General features: G+C 40.8%; 19 protein-coding genes. 9 read left to right on the forward strand and 10 right to left on the reverse strand.

The annotated features are described in order from the left end of the window. Positions 1 to 67: 67 nt before the first annotated feature. The gene (locus tag FNW02_RS09220) at positions 68 to 2,224 is read right to left on the reverse strand and encodes a polyribonucleotide nucleotidyltransferase (RefSeq protein WP_191757246.1); all 2,157 of its coding nucleotides are present in this window, start codon (positions 2,222 to 2,224) and stop codon (positions 68 to 70) included. A gap of 769 nt (positions 2,225 to 2,993) precedes the next feature. Here FNW02_RS09220 and FNW02_RS09230 point away from each other — a divergent pair. The 5 genes from FNW02_RS09230 to FNW02_RS09250 all read left to right on the forward strand — a co-directional run bounded on the left by FNW02_RS09230 (position 2,994) and on the right by FNW02_RS09250 (position 9,551). Continuing rightward, on the forward strand, positions 2,994 to 6,317 hold the full coding sequence (locus tag FNW02_RS09230) for a DEAD/DEAH box helicase (RefSeq protein WP_191757247.1): 3,324 nt from the start codon (positions 2,994 to 2,996) through the stop codon (positions 6,315 to 6,317). Between the two features lie 164 nt (positions 6,318 to 6,481). Continuing rightward, positions 6,482 to 7,000 (forward strand): glycine-rich domain-containing protein, encoded by a 519-nt coding sequence (locus FNW02_RS09235; protein ID WP_191757248.1) that lies wholly within the window; start codon positions 6,482 to 6,484, stop codon positions 6,998 to 7,000. A gap of 56 nt (positions 7,001 to 7,056) precedes the next feature. Then, positions 7,057 to 7,848 (forward strand): hypothetical protein, encoded by a 792-nt coding sequence (locus FNW02_RS09240; RefSeq protein ID WP_191757249.1) that lies wholly within the window; start codon positions 7,057 to 7,059, stop codon positions 7,846 to 7,848. 407 nt (positions 7,849 to 8,255) lie between these two features. Next, positions 8,256 to 9,092 carry an SWIM zinc finger family protein gene (locus FNW02_RS09245; RefSeq protein WP_191757250.1) on the forward strand — a complete coding sequence of 279 codons (837 nt, stop codon included), beginning with the start codon at positions 8,256 to 8,258 and terminating at the stop codon, positions 9,090 to 9,092. 159 nt (positions 9,093 to 9,251) lie between these two features. Beyond that, positions 9,252 to 9,551 carry a CU044_2847 family protein gene (locus tag FNW02_RS09250; protein WP_191757251.1) on the forward strand — a complete coding sequence of 100 codons (300 nt, stop codon included), beginning with the start codon at positions 9,252 to 9,254 and terminating at the stop codon, positions 9,549 to 9,551. Between the two features lie 4 nt (positions 9,552 to 9,555). On the opposite strand, the gene FNW02_RS09255 is transcribed toward FNW02_RS09250, so the two are convergent. Next, positions 9,556 to 9,741, reverse strand: coding sequence for a PCP reductase family protein (locus FNW02_RS09255; protein ID WP_191757252.1), 186 nt, complete (start codon positions 9,739 to 9,741; stop codon positions 9,556 to 9,558). A gap of 162 nt (positions 9,742 to 9,903) precedes the next feature. On the opposite strand from FNW02_RS09255, the gene FNW02_RS09260 reads away from it, so the two are divergent. Together FNW02_RS09260 and FNW02_RS09265 are read left to right on the forward strand one after the other, a co-directional pair. Next, a complete protein-coding gene (locus FNW02_RS09260) occupies positions 9,904 to 10,107 on the forward strand; it encodes a hypothetical protein (protein WP_191757253.1) in 204 nt (67 codons plus the stop codon). A 324-nt stretch (positions 10,108 to 10,431) separates the two neighbouring features. Beyond that, entirely contained in the window at positions 10,432 to 10,872 is a 441-nt protein-coding gene (locus FNW02_RS09265) for a hypothetical protein (RefSeq protein ID WP_191757254.1), read from the forward strand. A gap of 357 nt (positions 10,873 to 11,229) precedes the next feature. Here FNW02_RS09265 and FNW02_RS09270 read toward each other — a convergent pair whose 3' ends face one another. Continuing rightward, the gene (locus FNW02_RS09270) at positions 11,230 to 11,664 is read right to left on the reverse strand and encodes a hypothetical protein (RefSeq protein WP_191757255.1); all 435 of its coding nucleotides are present in this window, start codon (positions 11,662 to 11,664) and stop codon (positions 11,230 to 11,232) included. A 103-nt stretch (positions 11,665 to 11,767) separates the two neighbouring features. Further along, complete coding sequence (locus tag FNW02_RS09275; RefSeq protein ID WP_191757256.1) at positions 11,768 to 12,637, reverse strand: zinc metalloprotease HtpX; 870 nt, start codon at positions 12,635 to 12,637, stop codon at positions 11,768 to 11,770. A 333-nt stretch (positions 12,638 to 12,970) separates the two neighbouring features. On the opposite strand from FNW02_RS09275, the gene FNW02_RS09280 reads away from it, so the two are divergent. After that, positions 12,971 to 13,432 (forward strand): peroxiredoxin, encoded by a 462-nt coding sequence (locus FNW02_RS09280; RefSeq protein WP_191757257.1) that lies wholly within the window; start codon positions 12,971 to 12,973, stop codon positions 13,430 to 13,432. Positions 13,433 to 13,694: 262 nt separating this feature from the next. Here the strand turns inward: FNW02_RS09280 and hpf are convergent, their stop codons facing one another. Then, positions 13,695 to 14,345 (reverse strand): ribosome hibernation-promoting factor, HPF/YfiA family, encoded by a 651-nt coding sequence (hpf, locus tag FNW02_RS09285; RefSeq protein ID WP_191757258.1) that lies wholly within the window; start codon positions 14,343 to 14,345, stop codon positions 13,695 to 13,697. A gap of 636 nt (positions 14,346 to 14,981) precedes the next feature. Between hpf and lipB the strand changes: the two genes are divergently transcribed. Continuing rightward, positions 14,982 to 15,662: a lipoyl(octanoyl) transferase LipB gene (gene lipB / locus FNW02_RS09295; RefSeq protein WP_225225537.1), complete on the forward strand. Its 681-nt coding sequence runs from the start codon at positions 14,982 to 14,984 to the stop codon at positions 15,660 to 15,662. A gap of 272 nt (positions 15,663 to 15,934) precedes the next feature. On the opposite strand, the gene FNW02_RS09300 is transcribed toward lipB, so the two are convergent. From FNW02_RS09300 to FNW02_RS09320, 5 genes are all read right to left on the reverse strand, one after another. Next, the gene (locus tag FNW02_RS09300; protein WP_191757260.1) at positions 15,935 to 16,309 is read right to left on the reverse strand and encodes a hypothetical protein; all 375 of its coding nucleotides are present in this window, start codon (positions 16,307 to 16,309) and stop codon (positions 15,935 to 15,937) included. 283 nt (positions 16,310 to 16,592) lie between these two features. Next, positions 16,593 to 17,030 (reverse strand): secondary thiamine-phosphate synthase enzyme YjbQ, encoded by a 438-nt coding sequence (locus FNW02_RS09305; RefSeq protein WP_191757261.1) that lies wholly within the window; start codon positions 17,028 to 17,030, stop codon positions 16,593 to 16,595. An 86-nt stretch (positions 17,031 to 17,116) separates the two neighbouring features. Then, a complete protein-coding gene (locus tag FNW02_RS09310; RefSeq protein WP_191757262.1) occupies positions 17,117 to 18,310 on the reverse strand; it encodes a pyridoxal phosphate-dependent aminotransferase in 1,194 nt (397 codons plus the stop codon). 107 nt (positions 18,311 to 18,417) lie between these two features. Then, the gene (locus FNW02_RS09315) at positions 18,418 to 19,800 is read right to left on the reverse strand and encodes a cytochrome P450 (RefSeq protein WP_191757263.1); all 1,383 of its coding nucleotides are present in this window, start codon (positions 19,798 to 19,800) and stop codon (positions 18,418 to 18,420) included. A 104-nt stretch (positions 19,801 to 19,904) separates the two neighbouring features. Then, positions 19,905 to 20,471, reverse strand: a complete 567-nt coding sequence (locus FNW02_RS09320) for a 3'-5' exonuclease (protein ID WP_191757264.1) — start codon at positions 20,469 to 20,471, stop codon at positions 19,905 to 19,907. Positions 20,472 to 20,485 lie beyond the last annotated feature (14 nt).

Consider the following 20,485-nt stretch of genomic DNA (forward strand, 5'->3'; position numbering starts at 1 on the left):
AGCATATAGCGATGCCTTTGCCGTAGGCATCGCGGATTTTAGATTTGATTTAAAATCCCAAATCGCTTTAACGATTCACCGCCGCAGCTTCTCGCGCTGCTGCTGCTTGATCTGGGTGGATACCCAAACGTGTGAGATTAATCCGACCTTTATTGTCAATTTCGCGCACTTTGACAATCACTTCATCTCCAACTGCTACTTCATCCTCAACTTTGCCAACACGGTAGTCAGCTAATTGAGAAATGTGGATCATGCCTTCTTTTCCAGGCAGAAATTCCACAAATGCACCTATTGGTATAATCCGAGTTACTCGTCCTACGTAGACATCCCCTTCATGTAGCTTGCGGGTCATGCCTTGGATGATGTTACGCGCTCTTTTTGCCTTGCTCTCATCCACTGCGGAAATCGTCACAGTGCCGTCATCTTCGATGTCAATCTTAGCACCAGTTTCCTCAGTAATACCCTTGATAGTCTTGCCTCCAGGCCCAATAACCAGACCAATCATGTCTGAATCAATCTTGATTGTTAATAGACGTGGGGCATAGGGTGAGGTTTCAGTGCGGGGCCCGTCAATGCAGGCGAGCATTTTCTCTAAAATGTGCAACCTGGCTGATTTGGCTTGGTGGACGGCTTGGGAAATAACGTCCAACGACAGACCGGAGATTTTCATATCCATCTGCAAGGCGGTAATCCCGGCATCAGTACCGGCAACTTTGAAATCCATGTCGCCTAAGAAGTCTTCGATGCCTTGAATGTCAGTCAGGACTCGTACTTCATCCCCTTCCTTAATCAGACCCATTGCTGCGCCACTGACGGGTTTGAGAATTGGCACACCAGCATCCATTAGGGCAAGGGTGGAACCGCACACTGAACCCATTGAGGTGGAACCGTTAGAGGAAAGTACTTCCGAGACGATGCGGATCACGTAGGGAAATTGTTCCTTTGACGGTAGCACAGGTAGTAGCGATCGCTCTGCTAATGCCCCGTGACCAATTTCACGTCTTCCTGGCGCACGCATCGGTTTGGTTTCTCCCACTGAAAAAGGCGGGAAGTTGTAATGATGCAGATAACGCTTTTGTTGATCTAACTGCATGTCATCGTTAAGATTTTGGGCATCACCCGGTGTACCCAGAGTACAAGTGGATAATACCTGAGTTAGTCCGCGGTTAAATAACCCACTGCCGTGAACTCGCTTTGGTAAAACACCAACTAAACAAGAAACCGGACGTACTTCATCAAGTTTGCGACCATCAACGCGGACATTATCTTCGATGATTTGTCGGCGCATAAACTTCTTGGTAATGTCTTTAAAAGTATTACCAAGTGCTTTGCTGTTTGCGGTTGCAGCAACTCGAATTGGGTCTTCTTCTGGTAATTCGGCGATCGCAGTTGCAATTGTATCCTTTACAACATCCAAAGCTGCATCGCGTTCGGGTTTAGTGAATTCAAATTGCGCTAGGATTTTCTTAATCTCGCTGCTAGCGCGATCGTTGATGTAGTTTTCCAGCGTTTGGTCTACTTCTGGTGGTGCTTCTTGCACTATTACCAAACCCAGTTCTGCTACTAAATCTTGCTGTGCCTTGATTAAGTCTCGCACTGCTTCGTAGCCAAAATCAATCGCCTCGATAATATCCCGCTCTGGTAACTGGTTCGCTCCCGCTTCCACCATGATCACGCCATGTGGTGAACCTGCTACAACTAAATCCAAATCTCCGGCTTCAATTTCTGCATAGGTGGGATTAATAATGAAATCATCTCCTACTAAGCCAACCCGCACTGCCGCCATTGGCCCATTAAAGGGAATTTGAGCAATCAGGGTAGCAATTGAAGCACCTGTAACTGCTAGCACATCGGGTGGTACTAGCTCATCCATCGATAGTGTTAACGCAATAATTTGCAGGTCATCCCGTAACCATGAAGGGAATAGAGGACGCAGGGGACGATCTATAAGACGGCTGGTGAGAATTGTTTTTTCTGGTGGACGACCTTCCCGTCGCATAATTCCTCCGGGAATCCTACCAGCGGCATATAGCCTTTCTTCGTAATCTACTGTGAGGGGAAGAAAATCAATGCCTTCTCTGGCTTGCGATCGCGTAGCCGTCACCAATACAGCTGTGTCCCCCGATTGTATTAAAACTGACCCACCAGCCTGGGGAGCTAATAGGCCGACCTTCAGTCGAATATCCCTTCCATCGAAGGATATTGACTTATCAACTTCTGCCATTCAGTTTTTTTTCCTTCTCTTTCGCTATTCTCTCTCTGTGGCAATCCTAACATTTATGCCCTATGGCTGACTTCCGTTACACACAAAGATAAACAAGTCTTTCCATGCAAAGTCCTATACAAGATCAGGCTATCTATCGACCTGTCCATCGCTTAGCTTTGCTAAACGCGGAATATACCCAATAAGATTAAATCCTAACGACTGCCAAAGTGTAATTGAAGGTATATTAGTTTCTAAGGCAAAATCAAACATCACTGCCTCGTAGTCAAAGCTAGCTGCTATCAAGAGCGTTATCCTATAAAGCGTCCTATACTCTGACCCCGGTAGGTTGTACAATAAAATCAGCGTTGCAAATATAGCTGCACTGACTAGGAAAGTTTGGTTTTAAATTAAACGCCCCCAATACTTCTTTTGGCTTGTGTGTAACGTCCTGAACAGATATCCTAATAACCAACGTATCCTGACTCAATTAATAAGCTGTAAATTCTGTCTCAAAGAGGGTTGGATTGGGAATATATTTTACCTTTAATAATTACAACCTTTAGTAATATCCTTACGGACTTCTGCTCTGGAGAATGCATATAATCTAGTTCTAGTGTTGTTTCCTGCTTTAAAATTTTATAAATAGGAATTTTCTTTTGTTTAATGTTTAGGACGTCTCATTGATTTAATGTGTTAATTATATTGAATTTGTAATTCAATATTTTTTTTTTAAAACAGCAATAATTAGTTAATGCTGAAGTTTGGCGAAAATCTGAGTAGTTAGCAAATGGCGATTTTACACGGTAGTTGGTTACTAAAAAATCAAAGTAGTTGTTTATTTATTTGGGGCGAAACATGGCGATCCTCGCGAGTAAATTTTGAGTTGAGTTCATCGCCAAGTGTGCCATCACATCCATTGGCAATGACACCAGTTGAGTTAAGCGAGTGGTTACGTACTCCTACGGGGAAGCAAGCTACGCCAAGCATCACTTTTGGTGATTTGCATAACATTACAATTACTAAAACGCAGCAACCGCAAGTTGCTTTAACGACTACTGGGCGAACCCGCAAAGGCGCGAATACTGCTGAGATAATGCCAACGCACTCCCAAATAATTTCTTTAGTGACTTATATTTCAGAGACTAGGGAGGGAACAGTATTAATCCCAGTACATTCTGCCTCTGCCACAGTAGACTTTGAAACACAATCCCCACAATACTTACAACCGTGGCGAGTTGAGGGTTTTTGTCTCAATCCCACCGCAGCAATGAAATTTCTCACTTCTGTTCCTTTAAATGCTGCTAATGGAGAAGATGCCTTTTTGGGAGGAGATTTACGTTTTTGGTCGCAAGTCGCTCGCTGGAGTTTAGATTTAATCTCGCGTTGTAAGTTTTTACCAACTATCCAACGCCAATCTGATGATTCTATCGCTGCGAAGTGGCAAGTACTTTTAGATAGTGCTGTAGACGGAACCCGCCTAGAAAGATTTTCGGTAAAGATGCCATTAGCTTGTCGCATTTATCAAGGAGACGGGGAAGCAATATCTTCCTCATCTTCTCACCTAGCAGTGGACTTACCCACCAAACCTCAAGAATTATTGCTGGGATTTCTCAACAGTACAATAGATGCCCAAGTACGAGAAATGGTAGGTTCTCAACCCATCGTTGAAGCAAAAGTAATGGCATCTCTACCGTCTGCGGTGCGACAGTGGTTGCAATCTTTAACTAGTGCATCTGATACAGTCAACACAGATGCAGTTGGAGTCGAACGGCTGGAAGCGGCACTCAAGGCTTGGACTATGCCGCTACAATACCAACTGACTCTGAAAACTTTATTTCGCACCTGTTTTCAACTGCGTTCCCCGGAGCCTGGAGAAACAGATTGGATATTGGCATATTTCCTTCAAGCGGCTGACAATCCAGAGTTTTTGGTGGATGCAGCAACGATTTGGAACAATCCAGTTGAGCAGTTGGTTTACGAAAATCGGACAATTGACCAACCTCAAGAAACATTTTTGCGGGGTTTGGGATTAGCTTCAAGATTGTATCCCGTACTTGCACCCAGCTTAGAAACTGAATATCCCCAATCTTGTCGTCTGAGTCCCATACAGGCGTATGAGTTTATTAAGTCTGTGGCTTGGAGACTAGAAGATAGTGGTTTGGGCGTGATTTTGCCTCCCAGTTTAGCAAACCGCGAAGGATGGGCGAACCGTTTGGGTTTGAAAATTACTGCTGAGACTCCTAAGAAAAAGCAGGAAAGTTTAGGGTTACAGAGTCTATTAAATTTTCAATGGCAATTGGGAATTGGCGGACAGACTATTTCTAAAGCCGAGTTTGATAGACTTGTGGCATTGAATAGTCCACTTGTAGAAATCAATGGCGAGTGGGTGGAGTTGCGTTCCCAAGACATCAAGACAGCCCAAGCCTTTTTCGCCTCTCGCAAAGACCAAATGGCGCTTTCTTTAGAAGATGCTTTGCGTCTCAGTACTGGGGATACTCAAGTTATTGAAAAGCTGCCAGTGGTCAGTTTTGAGGCATCTGGAGCATTGCAAGAGTTAATTGGGGCGCTGACCAATAATCAGGCAATGTCTACGACGGGCTACGCCTACGCACCTTTGCCCACACCAACCGGCTTTCAGGGACAGTTGCGACCGTATCAAGAACGAGGTGCTGCTTGGCTGGCTTTCTTGGAACGTTGGGGTTTGGGCGCGTGTCTCGCCGACGATATGGGATTGGGTAAGACTATTCAGTTTATCGCCTTTCTTCTACATCTCAAAGAACAAGATGCGCTAGAAAATCCAACTTTACTAGTTTGTCCGACTTCTGTTTTAGGAAACTGGGAAAGGGAAGTTAAAAAATTCGCCCCTACCCTAAAAGTTTTGCAGTATCACGGGGATAAACGACCCAAAGGAAAAGCCTTTGTCGAAGTAGTGAAAAAGCACGATTTAGTTATTACTAGTTATTCACTGATTCATCGAGATATCAAGTCATTACAGAGCATTCCTTGGCAAACAATTGTTTTAGATGAAGCGCAGAATGTCAAAAATCCAGATGCGAAGCAGTCACAAGCTGTGAGGCAATTAGAGGCTAAGTTCCGTGTTGCTTTGACAGGTACACCAGTAGAAAATAGATTGCAAGAATTGTGGTCAATTTTAGATTTCCTCAATCCTGGGTATTTGGGTAAGCGACAATTTTTTCAGCGACGGTTTGCTATGCCAATTGAAAAGTATGGTGATACCGCTTCTTTGAGTCAGTTACGTGCATTAGTTCAACCGTTTATTCTGCGCCGTCTGAAAAGCGATCGCGAAATTATTCAAGACTTGCCTGATAAGCAAGAAATGACAGTATTTTGTGGTCTAACTGCTGAACAAGCTACGCTTTATCAAAAAGTTGTAGAAGAATCTTTAGCAGAGATTGAATCGTCTGAAGGATTGCAACGACGGGGAATGATTTTGGCTTTATTAATCAAGCTCAAGCAAATTTGCAATCACCCAGCCCAATATTTAAAACAAGCTACATTGGAGCAACATAATTCAGCTAAACTTCTGCGGCTAGAAGAAATGCTAGAAGAGGTTTTAGCAGAAGGCGATGCTTACGGCGCTGCTAAAGCAGGACGCGCTTTAATATTCACTCAATTTGCTGAGTGGGGGAAGTTACTCAAACCTCATCTAGAAAAACAACTGGGACGAGAAATATTCTTTTTATATGGCAGCACCAGTAAAAAACAACGTGAGGAAATGATTGACCGTTTTCAACACGATCCCCAAGGGCCACCGATTATGATTCTTTCACTAAAAGCAGGTGGAGTGGGCCTGAATTTAACACGAGCCAATCATGTATTTCACTTTGATAGATGGTGGAATCCAGCCGTGGAAAATCAAGCTACAGACCGAGTATTTCGTATTGGTCAAACCCGCAATGTGCAAGTACATAAATTTGTCTGTACTGGCACTTTAGAAGAGAGAATTCATGACATGATTGAAAGTAAAAAACAACTGGCTGAACAAGTTGTAGGTGCAGGTGAAGAATGGCTGACAGAACTTGATACAGATCAACTCCGCAACTTACTGCTACTTGATCGCAGTGCAGTAATTGATGAAGATCCAGAATAAGCAAGAAGGGTAAGGATTCAGATCTAAAGTTGAGGTATTAAAGATGATACCTGCATAAAAGGATTGACCATTGCTTTTAATAAACGTAAAGTATGGTTGACAGCAGAAAATCATTCTACTTGCACAAGGTATAATTAATCTATCAAATTTGTGAGATATGTTTTATGTTGAGAACAAGTATTAATAATGAATTAAAACGCGCATTCTTGCCTAAGTTTGAGAATCTTGATTTAGAATCAATTATTATTAAGCTAACTCATCCGAAAGATGTTTATAAGTGGAGCCGAGAAAAAGCAGAATATGCAGTTTCTCAATACAAAAAGTTTCTTTTTTTGAATGCTTTGTACCCTGAGCAAGAACTGGTACCTACAAAGGAAGTTGATAATGTTTGGCATGTTCATATTCTTGACACTGAGAAATATCGGAATGATTGCCAATATTTATTCGGTCGATTCTTAGATCATTATCCCTATTCTGGGCTAGGAGGGCAGCAGGACGAAAAAAAGCATCTTAATAAATTTGAATTGAGTCAAACTCTTTTTCAAGAAATTTTTCCGTCAGATAATGTAAAGTTTTCTAAAATTCCAGCACATTCTTCTAGTAGTTCATCTGCAAGTTTTAGTTCAGTTACACTAGGATATTCCTCTTCTAACCGTTCTAACGAGTTCGATTTTAGTGATTAATTTTTTATTTTATCTTCATGCCATCTTGAATCTTGACTTCTAGCTGCGGAACATTAATGCCTCAAAATAATAATCATAGATACGAAAATCCATTAAGTAACTTTGCGACTTATTTCACTCCGACATCCGTAGTATTTACTATTGGTTTAATACTTTTAACTGTCGGTTTGTTTACTCAAAATAGTTTAGGTTTCTGGTCGCAGCTACTATCAACAACTGGGTCGGCACTGTTAGCTAGCTGGGTTTCAGTTATCTATGATCGAGATTCACTGGTTAACCGCTTGGAGAATATGTTCAGGATCAAGGCTTTTTCTGAACAGGGTTTTCGGAGGGTACATGAGCAGATGGATTTTGGTAGCATTTTTCGCATTGCAAAGAATGGGGATACAGTGTATTGGCATGACACCTACTGCTCACTTCGTAAAGGGTACCTTGAAGACTTAAAGAATGCTTTGCAAGAAGGAGTTAAGATCCATATTCTTGCAATAGATCCTGATTGTCCTAATGCTACTTATAGATCTAATGAGATGGATGAAGGTCAAGCCTGGGTTGTAGGACTTCGAGACTTCATTACCGTAATGCGTAACTTGAGAAGCGATCCAAGCTATGGGCATAATCTAGAATTAAAAATTTATGATGGGCTTACTTGCGTGCCTTTTTATATCTTATTTGATAGAAGAAGAGATACTCCTAAACTAGGTTATTATTCTATTTTTCTCAACGATCATACAGCTGACTGTACACATTTTGAAATTGTGGAGGGGAAAGATTTCAGTCGAGGAAGGGGACTACTAACGAATTTTGTTGAGTATTTTAAAAAAAAATGGGCTGTAAGCAAAAGTGTCTAAAATGAAATTATTGAAATTATAGATATCGCAGGCTAACACCCTTTTGAAATGGACAGTACAGCTTTCTTGGTGGGTATAAGAAAATTAGTAACTGCCGCTGAAGGGAACGTTACTTGATAACTTTGAATGAACAATATATCAACGTTATGGGTTAATGTGATATATCAAGTGACCACGGTCATCAAACTACTATTGTTTCGCTGAATACCGTTTTTGACCTGAATCCTTAACAAGAAGGGAATAACAAGGCACGTTACACCACCCAAAAGTTACTTTGATAGTTGCCGCGTCAAATGCGTCTTTTCTGACTCAATCTAAAAAATATCAAAATTAAAATTTTGATAATATAAAACACTAGATAGGGTGGCATTTGTCCCACTAATTTATTTAATAAAAGAAGAAAAATTATGACCAATTACACTCTTCAAGCAAGTCGAGAATGGTGGTCACAACGATGGCTTGATTTGCTAGATTCTTATCGGTTTAAAAAGCGTTTGGAACGTGCTAGAAACTATGCTCGTCAGGGAAATGTCTTGAGTATCGAGTTTAAAGGTGCAAAAGTCTTAGCTAGAGTACAAGGTAGTGAAGCAGAACCTTATAAAGTTTCCCTTTCTCTTGACCCCTTTAGTGATGAGCAATGGAGTTATGTAATTGAAACAATGTCCCATAAAGTAACTTTTGCTGCCAAGCTACTGGCAGGGGAAATGCCACAAAATATAGAAGAAGTATTTACAGCGAATGGTCTTTCTTTATTTCCTTTTACCCTCTCTGATATCCACAGTAAATGCTCTTGTCCCGATAAGGCAAATCCTTGCAAACATATTGGTGCTATTTATTATCAGTTAGGCGATCGCTTCAGTGAAGATCCATTTGTACTATTTCAATTGCGTGGACGCACAAAAGAGCAAATTATTAGTGATTTACGAAATTTACGTAGTGCCAAGGTTGAAGCTCACACTATTGAAACCCCTGAAGTTCAACAGTTAATTCCCAATAATCAATACTCAGTAAGAATTGACGCTTTCTGGCAATATAACGAGCCACTAGAGTCATCTTTGGTAGTAATTGCACCGTCGAGTAGCGAGACAATATTAGACGTATTGGGAGCGATTCCCTTAGCGAAAGAGGCAGAAAATGCCGTAAATTTAAATTCTGGTGATATGGTAATGAACTATTTGGATGTAGTTTACAAAGATGTTAGTCAGAAGGCTTTTTTGGCGGCGATGAACGTGGGAGGGAGTTGACTAGGTAAATTCAGCTAATTTCTTGGTTATCCCTGCTTAACATCAGGTGTGGTGGGGTGCTTGCGTACAATAGGAAACGGAGACTGCCTGAAAATTTAAAGTTGTATTTATTACTAGTGATTGAATGTTATAAAAGCAGAGTAATCCAGTCAAATCAACATGGAACTCCAAACTAGAATTATTTCGGTAGAACTTGCTGATGGTACACATGTCCGAGTTGAAGCTACACTAATCGGCGAACGTAAAATAAATTTTCAAACCCAACCTTTTAACGAACTAACCGTTGCTATAGAATCTCTTACCAAGGAAATTGCAGAGATAGTTCACAAAGCTAAGCCAGATAAAGCAAGTGTAAAATTTGGTATAGAAATTTGTATTGAATCGGGTAAGCTCATACCTTTACTAGTCAAAGGTACTTCCACAGCCAATCTGGAGATTACCTTAGAATGGGGTCACTAGCTGCTCACTGTCCAAACTCAAGCCTAGCCTGTTCTACTAAATCGGCGGTCACAATTTCTTGCTCTGCTTGACGAGCAAGCTGCTCAATTCGGGCTTTAGCTTGAGAACGAACAAAAAAGGGAATACTTTTCAACTTTGTTTTAGCTTCAGATGTCCATTGCAAAGCATCTGTAAAATTAGATTCATTCATATACTCATACCCCTAGGTAGCTATGGTTTTGTCTGACCCTAGTTTGATTTTTTCGGTTTAGTCACCGCAGACAAACGCTTGCTCTATAGGTTGAACACTGCTTATTAACACTTTAATTGGTTTCGCAACTTTGAGACAATAGTTACCCTGTAAACAAATGTGATGGTTAAATTTTCCATTGGCTCTGTTAATTATACGATTTTATTGGGTATCAAACTCATTCCTAACTCTTTGAGCAATTTGCTCGTTTTGCTCACTTTAGAATCATCCCTAGTCCCCTCAACATTTTTAAGCCAGTTTACTGAGCAAGGATATACTCCCAGTGGCTTTGAATTTGAAGCGATCGCCAAAATACCGATTCAGTGATCAAATTGAAGCAAAAGTAAAAATTTTTTCAATAAAAATAGGTAAATTACTTAAATATGACAGCAAACTTTATCAATTACCCTTATTAATTCACAAATATAATGCTTACTGATTTCAAAAAGAGCGATAATTATTATTGCGATACTTTTCTGATAAACCGAGATTAACCTAGCTACCCTTTTGCACAGAAGATATAGCCTTCTTTACAAAAGAGTCGTGGAGTGTAGGTAAGGTGTAAGAGTAACTAACAGAAATGTATTAATTTTTAGTGTGTATGTGATTCAAGCAATTTTTTTGAGAGCAGTTATACAAAAGGAGGTTGAGATGAGTCGTCTTCTTCATGAAAAGTCAGTCTCATATAAAGGTTATCTCATCATTCCATTTATTTTTGCCAAAGCTGATAATTACGAAATTTATTCGTATAGATTGCTAGCAGAAATTGGACAAAAAAGTCAATTTCACAAAGCAGAGAATCCAGCAGGAATCTATGGCTGTAGCATCAGTAATATCGTTGATATTGCCAAAGAACATATTGACAAACATTTAGAATTTAACAGTCAAAGGGATAATTTTCAGTTCCGATATATTTATCGCAATAATTTGATTATTGTCTTTGAAGAAGCAGGTAAATATTTTTACGACCATTATCCACCAGAATTATTGAACAATATTGCTGCACCAAAATTATTCACATCTGAATACGAATGTCTAAGTTGGATTAAGCAGGGACTTGATGGACGATATACACGGCAAAGAACAAGATAAAATTTTAAAAGGTGGGATTGATTGCAGGCTTACCCCGTGCGACAAAGTTAGTTGAAGAGTGTAGCAAACTTTTGCCGCTGATTTCCAAGTTTCTGGGTTTAGGGTAGGTGGTGTATTTGTTTCCAGATTCTATCTAATACCGATTCAATTAATGATTGTAACAAATCCTTTGGTAGAGACGTTGCAATGCAACGTCTCTACATGGTCTATCTGTCACATTCTTTTTTTTAATTGGTATAACAAGGAAATGCTATTCATAGCGATGCCACTTGGATGGGAGCCAGAGTCTACTTAAAGGCATTCCCAGTCGGAGACTGGGAACAAGGTATAAGGAGAGGCATTGCTTACACACCCTGTTTAAAGTTGAGAGCGAGGAGCATTGAAGGCTTCCCAAGCAGCTTTAGTAGCCTTTTGAAGACGAAGGCTGAAGTCTACTACTTCTTTCATCAGCAAGTACCAGTTTTTCTCGGCTTCATCCTGCATTACCACCCAAGCATATTCCAGGCGATGATCTCGTTCAATAAGTCTCCTCCCTTCAATTGCTTCCCGTGCTTGACGTACAGCTTTTAAGTACGTTTCACGGGTAAGAGTACCTGCTAATCTAGCTTCAGTTTGAGCGCGTCTTTTTAACGCTTCAATAAGTGCTTTGGTTTCGCGCTTAACTTCATCAGTCTCACCAGCCATTTCGGTTTCTACCATTTCGTCAGTTTGAGAACTGATTTCTACTACTACTATGGATTCGGTGGATTCAATTATTGTGGTTTCAATGGGTTCGATGTTGTTAGCATTCATAAGTTGAAATATCCTTATTGCAAAGCTGACTATCGAATGAAAACTGCACCTTGGAGTGATCAGTCAAGGGTCAAGATCAATTACATTTGACCTTGGACTTTTCTCAATAAGTTGTGGTTGACAATTGATGCTCTAATTTTAACAATGCTGCAACTCGTGCTTCAGTGGCAGGATGACTGGAAAATAAGTTACCTAGAAATTGTCCAGAAATGGGATTGATAATTAATAACGGTTCAAATGCTGGGTTGGCATTCAAAGGTAACTGTTTTGCCGTAGCTTCTAACCGTTGCAATGCCTGAGCTAAGGCGCGGGGATTACCAGTTAATCTGGCAGAACCAGAATCAGCTGAGAATTCTCGTGTGCGAGAAATTGCTAGCTGAATAATTGTGGCAGCTAATGGCGCAAGTATTACCGTTAATAGAATACCTAAAGGATTTCCACCTCTGTTATCATCTCGTGAACCACCACCAAACCATAAACTGTAGCTGACCATTTGGGCTAAGAATGAAATAGCACCAGCGACAGTAGCAGCAACGGCTTGTGTCAGGGTATCACGATTAATAATATGAGTAAGTTCGTGAGCAATAACGCCTTCGAGTTCGTCCTCTGGTAGTATATTCAAAATGCCTTCGGTGACAGCTACAGCAGCGTGTTCTGGATCGCGTCCCGTAGCGAAAGCGTTGGCAGTTTGACTAGGAACAATGTAAACTCCTGGCATGGGAATATTGGCGCGCTGAGACAATCTTTGCACCATTCGATATAGTCCTGGCGCTTGGCTTTCACTTATGGGCTGGGCGCGGTAAACTGAAAGGGCAATTTTATCTGATTGATACCAAGAAAATAGGTTTGTTACTGCTGCTAAACCAATTCCTACAATCAAACCACCAGTGCCGCCAATTACCCAATAACTAATTGCAATCAATAAGCCACTGAGTGCAGCTAGCAAAGCTACCGTTTTCAATTGATTTGTCATATTTCCGCTCTCCTGCTAATGCTGCATAGATTTTTAAGTTTTTCTCAACAACAGCATTACTCAAGCTACACCTTGATTGTATCTAGCTAAACTCAGATATATAGTGCAGAAAACCTGTATGATGAGTACGGTTTTCCTACTTAACTTTTGGAAATACTATTTAGTAATAGATAAGTTTCTTTTTAAGAAAATCTCTCTATGGCTGTAATTTGAGCAACCAAATATAGACCGAAAGTGTGAACTTATTGCTTGAGGTTTTTGAGTAGCTAGTGAATACCAAAGTGACAAATAATTAGTTAATGTACCTTTATTAAATAATCACCACTATTTGTTATGCCAGTCAAAGTTGGGGATACCGCTCCTGATTTCAACCTTCCTGCCCAAAACGGTTCAACAGTTAGCCTCAAAGATTTTCGTGGTAAAAAAGCTGTTGTCCTATATTTTTATCCCAAGGACGACACACCTGGATGTACGACAGAATCTTGTGCTTTTCGCGATCAGTATGAAGTATTTAAAACCGCTGACGCTGAAGTTATTGGTGTAAGTGCCGACTCCAGCGAATCTCACCAGCGATTTGCCGCAAAGCACCAGCTACCATTTACCCTCTTGAGCGACAAAGGCGACCAAGTACGCAAGCTTTACGGTGCAACAGCAGCTTTCGGTTTGTTTCCTGGTCGTGTTACTTACGTTATTGACCAAGAGGGAGTTGTGCGATACGTTTTTGATTCAATGTTTAACTTTAAAGGTCATGTTGAAGAGTCTCTGAAAACGCTGCAACAGCTTGCAGCTAAGTAGGGGATAGGGTATGGGAAATGGGAAACTCGGGGCCCCCTCTGGGGATAAGGGGCAATGGGGAATGGGGAGAAGGAAAAGAATTATTCTTTTGCCTCTCTACCCCTCGGTCACTGAGCGGCTTGCTTTGAGCAGAGCTGAAAGGAGCCGTAAAGCCTGCGGCATAGCTACGCTTAGGGCGTTCGCGCAGCGTGTCGCAGACAAGCCTCTTGTAGAGAAGTGCTGCTCCTCTGCTCCCCAGTCCCTAGTCCCCAGTCCTCAGCCTCTATTTATTCGAGTGCGATTTTTCTGGCATGGCAATATTGGCTTGAGCTGACTTGCCATTCTTACCGTTAGTATGACCGTTACCGTTGCGGGGTTGAATCACACCATAACCGCCGTGGTTGCGTTCGTAAATTACATTAATCTCCCCAGTTTCAGAATTGTGGAACATATAAAAGTCATGTCCTACCAGTTGCAGTTGTTCTAAGGCTTGTGCAACAGTCATTGGAGGCATGGAAAAATACTTTGTGCGGACGACCTCGTTAGGCAATTCGGGGGTGCGATCGCCAATTAAATCTGTTACTATCGACTCTGCAACCACTGCTTCATTTGTTGGTTGGGCATGAATTTTCTGATCTTGACGCCGTTCTTTATATTTACGCAGTTGACGGGCAATTTTATCTGCAACTAAGTCAATGCTGGCGTATAAGTTTTCGCTGCTTTCCTCAGCACGGATGACGCTACCATTGGCATAAATCGTTACTTCAGCCGCTTGTCTAGGATTAATTCGAGGATTACGGGCTACGCTAAGATGCACATCCACTTCATTTGTGATGTTCTGAAAGTGATTAACTGCTTTTTCAATTTTTTGATGCACATACTCCCTAATCGCATCGGTAATTTCTATATTTTTGCCGTGGATGACAAGCTTCATGTAAACTCTCCCGCTGAATATTTGATGTGTGAATTTGCTTTGTATGAAAAGAAGTTGCGGTAAGGTCTATCAATACCGCCAAAACAAATTGTGAATTATTTTTATGTACTGCTGGTACGCTGTCTCTAAGGCTTGCTGCATCTGGTTTTTGTTAAGTATACCGTCGATTTATCTTCTGATCTCTGCGCTGCTTTCCAACTGGTTGCAAAGCAATTGGATGTCTACGCAGAAATTTAGGATGAGGTAGTCTGAGCAGTAGCTCCCGTGACTACTTTTTTCTCTAAGTAACGCTTAAACAACTGTTGGTCGTTGATTCTGTGTTCCAAGAACTCCGCTCGCTGTTGATAAAGAACACAAGTCTTTGGGAATGTTTGATCCTGTGAGATGCAAACAATAATATTAGAGTCATCAGCCAGTGCATTCATTCTTATTGTCTTGGCGTGATGCTGATTGCAGAGAATCCTCCCAACGCCTATTGAGGTTATATATTCAAGCTAGCACTTTGTGTTTTCTAATGCTGGTTCCCTTGACTTTCCTTTAAAATCCTTTGCATAGCTTGACATTTGTTGACTTCAATCTTGTGAGTTGAAATATATTTCTTCCCGATACTAGTTGATTTTTGGCATTATCCATAGTATGAAAACGCACCAAAACCGTTGTCTGTTATATAACCAGGGACTAATGCCTTACTTAGACGCTCATGCATGGCAGCGATCGCTTCTCGCCGAGCGCATTAATGACCCCAGTGTAGATGACGTGTTAATCTTGTTAGAACATCCACCTGTCTACACCTTAGGACAGGGAGCAAACCCAGAATTTCTCAAATTTGAGATTAATAAGAGTGAGTATGATGTGCATCGAGTTGAAAGAGGTGGCGAAGTCACTTACCATTGTCCTGGTCAACTCGTAGGATATCCGATTTTAAATCTGCAACGTTATCGTCAAGACCTCCACTGGTACTTACGGCAACTTGAAGAAGTATTAATTCGCGTACTGGCAATTTATGGGTTAGAGGGAGAAAGAATTCCGGCTTTTACTGGTGTTTGGTTACAAGGGCGCAAAGTTGCAGCTATTGGTATTAAAGTTAGTCGTTGGATTACTATGCACGGCTTTGCATTAAATGTGTGTCCAGACATGACCGGCTTTGAGCAAATTGTACCGTGTGGCATTTCTGATAAATCTGTAGGCAGTTTAGCCGAATGGATTCCAGGTATCACTTGCCAAGAAGTACGTTCTTATGTAGCTAAGTCTTTTGCAGAAGTGTTTGATGTGGAATTAGTCGAATCTCAATCTGAACAATTTTTTCGGTGTGAATAATAGGAGTCAGGAGACAAGAGTTAGGATATCCTTACCTAATTAAAGGGACAAGGTTCAAATATTGACCTAGAGTAAGTTTGCTGATTCTGCTCGTAAAGCAATACGGTTGGTGTTAGAGCCAATACTTTTCGGATAAGCGTAAACTACTCTTTTTTAGTTTGGGAAAAGATTAAAGGGCAATAGTTAAAGGTGAATTCAAACCATTCCCCTTTCCCTATTAACCAAAAAGTACTGGGTGTTAGAGCTAATCATATTGTATTTTAAGCTAGATTCTAAGCTTTACGTTTTGATTGCTTGGATGTAGTGCTGATATTAGGGGGGTTTCTGTAAGCATCACTTGCCTTTAGTTGTTGAAGTTTTATCCGCACCTCATAGTCATCAGTACTAACAATTGTTTCTAAATTTGCTATTCTTTGTTCTAACAGTTCTACCTGCTGCTGTTGCAAATATTTAGTTTGTAATCTTTTTTCATCAAAACGCCAAACAGCAATTGTTGCAACGGCTGCGCCACCAATAGCAGCTAAAGGAAGAATAGAACCACTTCTAGTAACAGCAGAAAGTGGAATACAAATTGTTAAAATGCCAACTGTAAGTCCCCAGATTCTTGTGGTAGCAGCTAACCTGATATCTTGCGATTGTTTAGCCATAAATTTATGTTTGAGGAGTTATTTGCTAGATTGGCACAACTGATGACAAAAATACTTCCTACAATGGTGTTAAGTATAATTGCTTTGTTATTTATTTTTTGTAATTATAATTACCAAGTTATTTTTTATTCCTGAGTTTTACGTGCTCAGTACGGAAAGTCAAAACGATTTTGTTTTTTTTAGTTTGAGCGCGATGAGCTACGTTCCGCTGGAAGCGATCGCAATCCTATTTGATACTATTTAAAAAATAATCCGACAGTAGAGACATTACGATGCAACGTCTCTACTCTCCAGAAATTTGCAAAAATACGTTTCGTTTGCGAGGCCCATCCAACTCAAAAAATAATACAGATTGCCAAGTACCTAAAGCTAATTTTCCATCCACAAGGGGAATTACTTCACTTGTACTTAGCATCATTGCCATCAAGTGAGAGTGAGCATTTATCGGTTCATCTTCTGGAACATCCCTTAAATGCAGGTCATTGTGCAAGTATCGCTCTGACTCAGGTGCTAATTTCTGTAAGAATACCTTTACATCCTCTAATAATCTGACTTCATTTTCATTGATAGCTAAAGCTGTTGTGGTATGTCGAGAAAATACTAAAATTTGTCCATTCTTAATCGATGTTGATGCAATAAAATCTTGAATTTGTGGTGTTATGTTATGAATATTAATTCCTTGTTCAGTTTCGATTTGGATTATTTTATTAATAATCGGCATTGCTTCAAATTTAAATTATGAATGTTATGAAAAGTAAGTAAATAAACGCTGGATAATAACTCTACGGATTTAATATTTACTCATCACTAACTTCTCACTATAATTTGTAGACCTTTTACTAATCTGTCTATACCTTCTTTTACTGTCTCTTTTTGCAGTGCGCCGTATGCAACGCGTAGGTAGCATCCCTTGTCCATGCCAAAGGTTGAACCTGGAATTACTGCTATTTTATGTTCTTTGATCAGTCTTTTAACTAATTCCAAAGCATCCATCTGAGTATGAACTTTGAGGAAAAAATAGAAAGCACCATTGGCTGGGGTAATAGTACACAAGCCTTGTAGGCGGTTAAGAGATTCAAGTACTATTTGTCGAACTTGGGCAATTGCTCCTACATGACTCTGCAAATACTCATCTTTTGCTTGCAATGCCCCTAAAGCTGCATACTGAGAAACTACTGGCGGACAAATCAAAATTGTATCCTGGACTTTTTTAATGGCAACAAGCAGGTGTTTGGGAATTACCATATAGCCGATGCGCCAACTGGCAAAACCATAAGCTTTGGAAAGGCTATAGAGGGAAATAGTGTATTTGCTGCTGCCAGTAAATGCCCCAGGGGAAACGTGTTTTACTCCGTTATAGGTAAAATATTCGTAGGCTTCATCGCTAATATGATAAATGCCGCGAGTCCCTTCGGCACACCTTCGGTGAACGCCACAGATTTGATTTACTTGCTGCAATGCTGCTTCTGAATACATAACCCCAGTAGGATTATTCGGTGAAATTGTCACTATTGCTCGTGTTTTCGGGGTAATTGCTTGAGCGATCGCCTCTAGACGCAGTTGGTAATTTTCGTCTGTCTCCACTAAAACTGCACGACAACCTGCCATTGCGATCGCCATTTCGTGATTGAAATAATAAGGCGTATTGAGAATAATTTCATCACCTGGGGAAGTAATTGCCAGAATGGCATTCATAAACGCCATATTGCTTCCCGCCGTGACAACAATACAGTTTTCTTCATTGATTTCAATCTCGTTGAAGGCTGACAATTTTGCTGTCAGTGCAGCCAATAAAGGGGGAATTCCCTCAACTGCTTGATAAAGATTATTAGCAGGTTCAGCAAAGAATTTGGCTAAAAACTCAATTGCTGACTGTGGTGGACTATAAGAAACCACACCTTGTCCTAGAGAAATGGTTCCGGGAGAGTTTTTAATCAGTTCCCCAACCACAGGAATAATCGGCGACTGTACCGCTTGCATACGAGAGGTTAGAGATTCCATGCGATCGTGTTAACTAAATTCTTGCGAGCCGATTTTGTAATACGTAGAGCAACCAGCTGAAACTCAGCCATTCAAGCCTATTTCCTGTTCTCGCGATCGCTCTTTAACTAAATAGTTGCCAAACTCCGAAGAGACTCTTGAGGCGCACGTTTTCCTGTAATTAGCATCTGAACGCCACGAGCAGGTGCAAGGGTAACACCTCGGCGGCGAGGTACTTCTGGTTGATTCTCAGCCCGTGCGAGTTGATAGCGTGACAGGATAGTCGCTAATACTAGCTTCATTTCAAACACAGCTAAAGCTTCGCCCAAACAGCGGCGCACACCACCACCAAAGGGGATGAATTCATAAGGAGAAAATTGACGCTCTAGAAAACGTTCTGGCTTGAACTGCTTTGGTTCTGGATATAAATCTTCGCGCTGATGAGTGAGATACACGCAGCCGACTACGATTTTACCAGGCTCTAAAGAATGTCCTAGTAGTTCCACAGGTTCCTGTACAATCCTCGGAAATGTCAACATAGCAACCGGGTGAATCCGCAAGGTTTCATTACAGACAGCGGTGAGATAAGGCAACCGGAAAATGCTCATGGGATCTGGTGAATCACCAAGGGTATCCAATTCTTGAAGCAGTTTTTCGCGGACTTCGGGTTGTTGATGAACCCAGTACAATGACCAAGCCATTGCTGTTGCAGTGGTTTCATATCCAGCAAACAATAAAGTCATCAACTCATCGCGCAACTCCTGATCTGTCATTGAGTTTCCAGCTTCATCGTGAGCTGACATCAACAATGAGAGGATATCGATCCGATTTGCATCGTTGTTCCTTCGGCGTTCAGCAATTACAGCGTAGAGCATTTTATCAAGTTTTTGCCGATCCCGTAAAAACTTACCCCAGGGACTCCAAGCTCCTAAATCTTTTTGCAGGAAGGGAAAAAATAAAAAACTAGAAGTAAAAGGTGAGCGAAACAGATCCGCCATTAACGCTAATCCCTGCTTGAGTTGTTGGCTCTGTTCTCCCTCATGCACACCAAAAACCGTTTGTAAGATGACTTGTAAGGAAATATCTTGTGTAGCGCTACGTGCAGAAAAGGGTTTATCTGTGGGTAACTGATTGAATACTTTTTCTGTAATGTTACAAATTAACTCACCGTAACCTCGCATTCGATCGCCATGAAAAGAAGGCATTACTAGTTTTCGCCGCCGTCTATGGCGATCGCCTTCCAGCATAATAATTGAGTGGTCTCCGAGTAAGGGTTGCAATATTTTGTTTTCTTTACCAAGGGCAGCAAACTTCTTGCGATCATTAGTTAAAAGTTCTTGCTGTCCTTCAGGATGGTTCACGAATACCAGGGTGTTTCCAAAACCAATTACATTAGCAGTAAACAGGTCAGGATATTGTTGGGCTGCACTCTCCATATATTTTACAGGGTCAGCAACCCATTGGATTTTCTGAAGAAAGGAGGGAGTTTTAAGAGGATTGAGTGCTTGCATTTGATTTTTAGTTCCGAAGTTATTATCAATAACAGTTTGAACTCATGCTTATGCTAACTATGCAGTGTAGCTTTCAGGTTTACAAGCTTCATCATTCCTTTGACTCAGCTTGGTTTTTGAGTTTTCATTTGGCGGTAAATAGCTGCGATGTTGCGAGCATCATCAATACCGCGATGATGTGTGCCTTTTAATTCTATTCCTAATTCATTAAGAGCTAGTGCCATACCATATCTTTTAGACACACCAAGGTATTCTGAAAATTCTTCTTTGATATTGATGTGTTCGGAACCAAAAGGATAAGGGACATTGTGAAATGCACAATCTTGAATAAATTGCTTTTTGTCGTAGTTACCCCAAGAACAGAAAACATAGTGGGGAAATGATGAATAAATCCATTCTTTGAAATTAGAAATTACCTCTGGAAATCGTGATGCTTGGTCAACATCTTGTTGCTGAATACTAGTTAATTCGGTGCAAAAAGCTGTTAACTGCGGGTGTCTCACAGGTTGGATAAATTGTTGAAACTCTGAATCAATTTCCCATGTGGCTCGATTGAGCATTACCGCACCAATTTCGATGATTTCCATTTCGTGCCTGGGAATAGTCCCATTGTTACAGCAAGTCGCTTCCAGATCGACTATTAAATAATAGTGAGATCTTTTAGTTTCCATATTAAAGAGTTGGA

The sequence above is a fragment of the Komarekiella delphini-convector SJRDD-AB1 genome, from assembly GCF_014831675.1.
Taxonomy (GTDB): Bacteria; Cyanobacteriota; Cyanobacteriia; order Cyanobacteriales; family Nostocaceae; genus Komarekiella.

What these genes read in the sequence shown, in the direction of transcription:
- FNW02_RS09220 (WP_191757246.1), bottom strand. Translation starts at nt 2,224, where the DNA reads ATGGCAGAAGTTGATAAGTCAATATCCTTCGATGGAAGGGATATTCGA.
- FNW02_RS09230 (WP_191757247.1), top strand. Translation starts at nt 2,994, where the DNA reads ATGGCGATTTTACACGGTAGTTGGTTACTAAAAAATCAAAGTAGTTGT.
- FNW02_RS09235 (WP_191757248.1), top strand. Translation starts at nt 6,482, where the DNA reads ATGTTGAGAACAAGTATTAATAATGAATTAAAACGCGCATTCTTGCCT.
- FNW02_RS09240 (WP_191757249.1), top strand. Translation starts at nt 7,057, where the DNA reads ATGCCTCAAAATAATAATCATAGATACGAAAATCCATTAAGTAACTTT.
- FNW02_RS09245 (WP_191757250.1), top strand. Translation starts at nt 8,256, where the DNA reads ATGACCAATTACACTCTTCAAGCAAGTCGAGAATGGTGGTCACAACGA.
- FNW02_RS09250 (WP_191757251.1), top strand. Translation starts at nt 9,252, where the DNA reads ATGGAACTCCAAACTAGAATTATTTCGGTAGAACTTGCTGATGGTACA.
- FNW02_RS09255 (WP_191757252.1), bottom strand. Translation starts at nt 9,741, where the DNA reads ATGAATGAATCTAATTTTACAGATGCTTTGCAATGGACATCTGAAGCT.
- FNW02_RS09260 (WP_191757253.1), top strand. Translation starts at nt 9,904, where the DNA reads ATGGTTAAATTTTCCATTGGCTCTGTTAATTATACGATTTTATTGGGT.
- FNW02_RS09265 (WP_191757254.1), top strand. Translation starts at nt 10,432, where the DNA reads ATGAGTCGTCTTCTTCATGAAAAGTCAGTCTCATATAAAGGTTATCTC.
- FNW02_RS09270 (WP_191757255.1), bottom strand. Translation starts at nt 11,664, where the DNA reads ATGAATGCTAACAACATCGAACCCATTGAAACCACAATAATTGAATCC.
- FNW02_RS09275 (WP_191757256.1), bottom strand. Translation starts at nt 12,637, where the DNA reads ATGACAAATCAATTGAAAACGGTAGCTTTGCTAGCTGCACTCAGTGGC.
- FNW02_RS09280 (WP_191757257.1), top strand. Translation starts at nt 12,971, where the DNA reads ATGCCAGTCAAAGTTGGGGATACCGCTCCTGATTTCAACCTTCCTGCC.
- hpf (WP_191757258.1), bottom strand. Translation starts at nt 14,345, where the DNA reads ATGAAGCTTGTCATCCACGGCAAAAATATAGAAATTACCGATGCGATT.
- lipB (WP_225225537.1), top strand. Translation starts at nt 14,982, where the DNA reads ATGAAAACGCACCAAAACCGTTGTCTGTTATATAACCAGGGACTAATG.
- FNW02_RS09300 (WP_191757260.1), bottom strand. Translation starts at nt 16,309, where the DNA reads ATGGCTAAACAATCGCAAGATATCAGGTTAGCTGCTACCACAAGAATC.
- FNW02_RS09305 (WP_191757261.1), bottom strand. Translation starts at nt 17,030, where the DNA reads ATGCCGATTATTAATAAAATAATCCAAATCGAAACTGAACAAGGAATT.
- FNW02_RS09310 (WP_191757262.1), bottom strand. Translation starts at nt 18,310, where the DNA reads ATGGAATCTCTAACCTCTCGTATGCAAGCGGTACAGTCGCCGATTATT.
- FNW02_RS09315 (WP_191757263.1), bottom strand. Translation starts at nt 19,800, where the DNA reads ATGCAAGCACTCAATCCTCTTAAAACTCCCTCCTTTCTTCAGAAAATC.
- FNW02_RS09320 (WP_191757264.1), bottom strand. Translation starts at nt 20,471, where the DNA reads ATGGAAACTAAAAGATCTCACTATTATTTAATAGTCGATCTGGAAGCG.